General features: G+C 68.3%; 6 protein-coding genes and 1 pseudogene. 3 read left to right on the top strand and 4 right to left on the bottom strand.

Annotated elements, in window-relative coordinates; genetic code table 11:
• Nucleotides 1–293 precede the first annotated feature (293 nt).
• Together WAW85_RS14450 and WAW85_RS14445 are read left to right on the top strand one after the other, a co-directional pair.
• Complete coding sequence (locus tag WAW85_RS14450; protein ID WP_422560289.1) at nucleotides 294–893, top strand: DUF1707 SHOCT-like domain-containing protein; 600 nt, start codon at nucleotides 294–296, stop codon at nucleotides 891–893.
• Between the two features lie 27 nt (nucleotides 894–920).
• Nucleotides 921–1262 (top strand): hypothetical protein, encoded by a 342-nt coding sequence (locus tag WAW85_RS14445; protein ID WP_422560288.1) that lies wholly within the window; start codon nucleotides 921–923, stop codon nucleotides 1260–1262.
• A 51-nt stretch (nucleotides 1263–1313) separates the two neighbouring features.
• Here WAW85_RS14445 and WAW85_RS14440 read toward each other — a convergent pair whose 3' ends face one another.
• Both WAW85_RS14440 and WAW85_RS14435 read right to left on the bottom strand, forming a co-directional pair.
• Nucleotides 1314–1823: a GNAT family N-acetyltransferase gene (locus WAW85_RS14440; protein WP_422560287.1), complete on the bottom strand. Its 510-nt coding sequence runs from the start codon at nucleotides 1821–1823 to the stop codon at nucleotides 1314–1316.
• Between the two features lie 4 nt (nucleotides 1824–1827).
• A complete protein-coding gene (locus WAW85_RS14435) occupies nucleotides 1828–2100 on the bottom strand; it encodes a DUF1778 domain-containing protein (RefSeq protein ID WP_422560286.1) in 273 nt (90 codons plus the stop codon).
• A 170-nt stretch (nucleotides 2101–2270) separates the two neighbouring features.
• Between WAW85_RS14435 and WAW85_RS14430 the strand changes: the two genes are divergently transcribed.
• Nucleotides 2271–3704 carry a wax ester/triacylglycerol synthase family O-acyltransferase gene (locus tag WAW85_RS14430; protein ID WP_422560285.1) on the top strand — a complete coding sequence of 478 codons (1434 nt, stop codon included), beginning with the start codon at nucleotides 2271–2273 and terminating at the stop codon, nucleotides 3702–3704.
• A gap of 211 nt (nucleotides 3705–3915) precedes the next feature.
• On the opposite strand, the gene WAW85_RS14425 is transcribed toward WAW85_RS14430, so the two are convergent.
• Nucleotides 3916–4122 carry a hypothetical protein gene (locus tag WAW85_RS14425; protein WP_422560284.1) on the bottom strand — a complete coding sequence of 69 codons (207 nt, stop codon included), beginning with the start codon at nucleotides 4120–4122 and terminating at the stop codon, nucleotides 3916–3918.
• Nucleotides 4119–4928: pseudogene (locus WAW85_RS14420) on the bottom strand (PspC domain-containing protein); the annotation flags it as partial. The pseudogene WAW85_RS14420 and the gene WAW85_RS14425, both read right to left, overlap by 4 nt.

Below are 4928 nucleotides of genomic sequence, written 5' to 3'. Positions count from 1 at the left end.
GCCATCCGCGGCAGGTGGTGCCGTGGGACTGGAACTGGACGTCGGTACGCATAGCGTCAGCGTACCGAGCGGTCAGTAGTAACGGCAGCACGCGCACCCGGTCCACCGGCGCGGGCTGGTCGGCGGCAGGACGTCGGGCAGATCCTTGAAGCGGCCAATCCCAGTTCCGGCGCCGCCCCGGAAGGCCGCGGGAACCGCGGACGGTGGTGTCAAGCGGCGAAGGGCGCTTGAGTGCCGGACCGGCGACCCTTCGACAGGCTCAGGGGGCGGAGGGGCTTCTCTACGATGGATGCATGTCCGGCAATCCAGAGAGCAATCCGAACGACGACCTCCGGGTGGGCACCCCCGAACGCGAGCGCGCCATCGAACTACTCAACGGCGCATTCGCGAACGGCTATCTCGACGTCGACGAGTTCGGGGAGCGGTCGAGTGAGGTGCACGGCGCGCGCACCCGCGGTGAACTGCGGGCGTCGTTGCGGCAGCTTCCCGCCCAGCCGCAACTCTTCCCGGAGGAAGTAACCGCAGGTCGCGGCGCCGCGCGGGCAGGCGGCAAACCGCTCAAGCTGGACGCCGACTGGGATACCAAGCGCCGCAAGGGCAAATGGAAGGTACCGGCCGAGATTGTCGTGACCTCCCAAGCCGGCACGGTGGATCTGGATTTCGTCCTTGCCGACTTCACCGCCCCCGTCGTGGAACTTGCGCTGCAGGGGACGGTCGCCACCATCAAGATCAAGCTCGGGCGCGATCAGCACATCACGTACGACGACCTCTCGACCACCGGATGGTCCACCGTGAAAGACAAAGCCGGGCCACCGGTGCGCCCCGGTGGCCCGATGATCGTGATGACTGGACACATCGGTGCTGCCAGCTCGGTTGTCATCAAACGGCCTTGACTCGCCGATTCTGCCTACTCTGGGATCATGCCGTTGCCTGAGCGCTGGATCCCGCACCGCCGATCCGATGGGGAAGTGGTCGGCTGGATCGATCTGGAGACCGCCGATCCGCAAGTACTGCCGATCGACCGCCTCGGTCGTCCGCTCCCGCTGGTCGACGATTGGCACGACGCCGAGGAAGCCCTCGAGGCGATCGGCCTGGGCTTCCTGATGTCCAAGTTCGACTACCGCGGGCAGACTGTCCGGATCCGCCACGTCTACGACGACCACCTCGTCGTCACGACCGCGGTGACCGATGCCGTCGGAGACGTTGGTGACGAGTTCACGCTGGCCTTCCCCGTCGGGGATCAGTTGATCGAACTGCGCTGAACGTCCGCGCGAACGAGCGGTATCCAGGTGGTGAGTGGAGCGAGAACGCCGCTACGGTGCCACGTGGCTCCGCGCGTCAGACACCTTGAGTACCAGTCGGAGTGGGCGGTGGCGCACCGGGACGAATCCGAAGCGCTGATAGAAATTTGCGGCGTCGTCGTCGATTGCGTCGACGACGACGATCCGGCCGCCGCCGATCGCCGCGGCAGCGACGATGCGGGTCATCGCGTCGAGAATCAGCTGTCCGCCGACGCCCTGCCCGTGCAGCGTGCGGTCCACGGCGAGGCGCGCCATCAAGTACCCGGGAATCCGGGAGTGGCCGCCGGCCATGCCGCGGCTCAGTCCATCGTCGTCCCGGACGACCTCGGTCGGGCACAGTGCGAAATATGCGACGACGGTCCCAGTGGGATCGTCCGCGTGGGTCCACACGTACACGCGAGCGGTGCCGGCCCGCTGTGCTCGACGCGCATTCCGCGTAAGCCAGGTGTTCAGATCGTCCTTGCCGCAGTCGAAGGAATCGACGCGGTGGTCTGGGCCCAGTTCGCCGGACTGATAGCTCACCGCGCTACTTCTGCTCAAAAATGCGGGGCTTGGCCGCTTCTTCGGCTAACCGCGAGGTGTCCGCTCGGAAGTCGAGGGAGTGAAACAACTCGTCGAACTGTTCGGCTGGCATCACGGTGATTAACTCTTCGTGCAGAACGATGTCGGCGCGCGAACGCGCTGCCTTGCGAATGAACTCGGACGTCGGCTCGTGGACGGACTTGGCGGCCCGCTGGATCAGATCGATCAGCTCGGCCTCGGCGCGAACCTCGATGCGACTCGCCTTCGGTGATGTCATGGTTCCCCCAGATTCTCTGTACGGAAGGTAACCGTACATCGGTAGCTGGGCGATGACCAGGGTGGGCGGTGCCGGGGCTTTGGTCGCGGATCAGCTGATTCACGCCACGGCGTGCCCGGATCGTGATCGACTTCCCGGAAGGTTCACGACGATCGGCACGGGGGAGTGGAATGGAACGGCTCACGGGCATAGATGCGATTCCGGTGAACGCCGAAACCGGACCGATGAACATCCACATCACCGCGTTGTTGCTGGTAGATCCGCGGCCGGCGGGGCCCGGCTTCGACGCCGACCACCTGTACGGGCTGCTCGTCGAACGGCTCCCGCTCAACCCGCTGGTGCGGCTCCGCCTGGTGCAGAAACCGCTGCGTCTGGGGCAGCCGGTCTTCGTCGACGACCCGGACTTCGACGTCCACAAGCATCTGCATCGCCTCGCGGCCCCGGCCCCAGGCAGCCCGCGGCAGGTGGCCGCCTTGATCGACGACATCCACCGGCATCGCCTCGGGCACGACAAACCGCTGTGGGAGGCCTGGGTGATCGAAGGCCTCGCCGACGGTCGGCTCGCCGTGGTCGTCAAGTTCTCCCACGCCCTCTCCGACGGCGTCGGCGCGGTGAACCGGCTGCTGCCCACCTTGCTCTCCGCCGACCCCGACCACGACCCGGGCTTCCCCGAACCGGGCCCGGCCGCACCGCTGCCGGGCACCGGCGGACTGCTCGCCGATTGGATCGCCGAATCAGCGGGCAACGTGGCCGGGGCGGCGCGGGTCGTCGGACGCGGCACTCCGCAACTCGGGCGGGCCATCGCCGAACGACTACTGTCGATGGCCGCCGCACCCCTGCGCCACCTGCGCGGCGACGACGCCGACATCGACCCGCGCCTGCACGCCGCCCCGGCCGACACCCGGCTGAACCGGCCGATCAGCGAACGACGCAACAGTGCCTACGTCGACGTGGCACTCGACCGGCTGCGCGGCCTCGGCGCGGCCTACGGCGTCACCGTGAACGACGTCTTTATCGCCGCCTGCACCACCGCCCTGCGACAGTGGCTGCAGACCCACGACACCGTGCCCGACGTCCCGCTGCAAATTTTCGTCCCGATCTCCACCCGCAGCGCCGACGACGACGCTCTCAACAGCTGGAGTCTGGCCCTGGTCCGGCTGCCGGTGTTCCTCGCCGATCCGGTGGAGCGCCTGACGGTGATTCACGAGGCCACCAATCGGGTGAAGTCCGGTCGCGGCGCCAGCGGGCCGGCCGTGGACGTCGCCGACCTGATTCAGCTGGTGCCGCCGACGCTGCTGCGAATGGCCGCCAGCACCTATGTGCTCGACCTCGTGGCGCCGCTGCGGCCGCCGTTCTTCCACGCCTGCTTCTCCAACATCCCCGGCCCGCGCGGCCCGCTGTGGCTCGGCGGCGCCCGCCTCGAGGGGATCTATCCGTTCGGTCCGCTGTTCCAGGACATGAACGTCAATCTGACGGCGGTCTCGTACGACGGCCGCTTCGGGTTGGGCGTCGCCGGCTGCCCGGACAACGTGCCCGACGTCTGGGAGATCACCGACGCCTGGCTGGCCGCGCTCGACGAACTGGACCGCCTCGCGCCGCAGTAGATGGATGCGGGTCTGCTCGATTGGCTCGGTGGGGGACCAGATCGGACGCGCCGGCTCGATGATTGAGCGAGTGAAGCGAGTCGAAATCGTGTGTCTCTGGAGGGGGTGGTTTCGACTCGGGCCTCCTCCGTCGGCCCTGCTCAACCGGCGAGCTGGGGGCCTCCTCCGTCGGCCCTGCTCAACCGGCGGGAGGAGGGCCGCGTCCGTCGGTTCAGCGCGAGCGGCGGAAGCCCGAGGCGATCAGGACGATGCCGGCCAGGGTGCCAGCCACGATCAGGATCCACGGCAGCAGCGAGAGCGCGGGGACGCTGACGCCGCCGGTCAGGCCCCACGCGGCCACCATGATCGCGATGACACCGGCGATCACGAGCGCAGGGGAGCGGCGCGGGGTGTCGATGGTCTCGACGTCGTCGGTCATTTCTTCATCTCCACATTTCCCATGCCCACGTGGGCGTCGATGGTCAGGACTGGGCCGTCGCCGGACCCGCCGACGACGCCGGTTGGGCAGGTGAAGTCGCCGATACCGACGCTGCAGTCCGGGCGGACGCGGACGTTCGGCGGCAGCAGAACCTCGATCTCGCCGACGCCCTGATTGACGGTGATGGTCTTGTCGGCGTCGAGCGAGCCCAACCCGCGCAGATCCAGAATCGTGTTGCCGACGGAGAGTTCGTAGTGCTCGCGCAACTGCGACTGCTCGGTGATCTCGTACTTGCGCTCACCGATCCCGCCCTTCGGCGCCGACCAGCCGGTCGACGCGATCATGGTGGCGACGACGGCGATCGCGCCGACCAGTACGCCGAGCGGCACCAGCCCGCTGGCATGCCCGCCCTCGGGCTTGCGCTGGAAACCGGCGACCACCAGCCCGGCGCCGATCACCAGCAGCGTCAGCGACGCGATGCGGCCGACAGTGAACCACTCGGCGCCGATCAGCTGAGCCGCTGTACCGGCCATCGCGGTCAGGACGGCCAGCCCTGCGGTGACCGGGAGGACCGCCGACCGCGGGGGCTTGGGCTTCTCGAGCACCGGCGTCGGCGTCGGATTCGGGAGATCCCACGCGAAGTCGGCGACGCCGAGCGGGTCCCACGATGGCGGGGTCGGGTGCGCCAGGAGCGGATCGAGCTGGTCGTCGTCGGTGGGTGTGTGGGGGTGCGCGGTCTGGGTGTCGCCGACGGTGTACGGCGTGGTGTCGACACCGTCGCTCACTTCGTTCGCGCTGGGCGGGGC

This window comes from Gordonia sp. (in: high G+C Gram-positive bacteria) (assembly GCF_049299075.1).
Lineage (GTDB): Bacteria > Actinomycetota > Actinomycetes > Mycobacteriales > Mycobacteriaceae > Gordonia.
This window is presented reverse-complemented; position numbering and strand designations above follow the sequence as displayed.

What these genes read in the sequence shown, in the direction of transcription:
- WAW85_RS14430 (WP_422560285.1), top strand. Translation starts at nt 2,271, where the DNA reads ATGGAACGGCTCACGGGCATAGATGCGATTCCGGTGAACGCCGAAACC.
- WAW85_RS14425 (WP_422560284.1), bottom strand. Translation starts at nt 4,122, where the DNA reads ATGACCGACGACGTCGAGACCATCGACACCCCGCGCCGCTCCCCTGCG.
- WAW85_RS14435 (WP_422560286.1), bottom strand. Translation starts at nt 2,100, where the DNA reads ATGACATCACCGAAGGCGAGTCGCATCGAGGTTCGCGCCGAGGCCGAG.
- WAW85_RS14445 (WP_422560288.1), top strand. Translation starts at nt 921, where the DNA reads ATGCCGTTGCCTGAGCGCTGGATCCCGCACCGCCGATCCGATGGGGAA.
- WAW85_RS14450 (WP_422560289.1), top strand. Translation starts at nt 294, where the DNA reads ATGTCCGGCAATCCAGAGAGCAATCCGAACGACGACCTCCGGGTGGGC.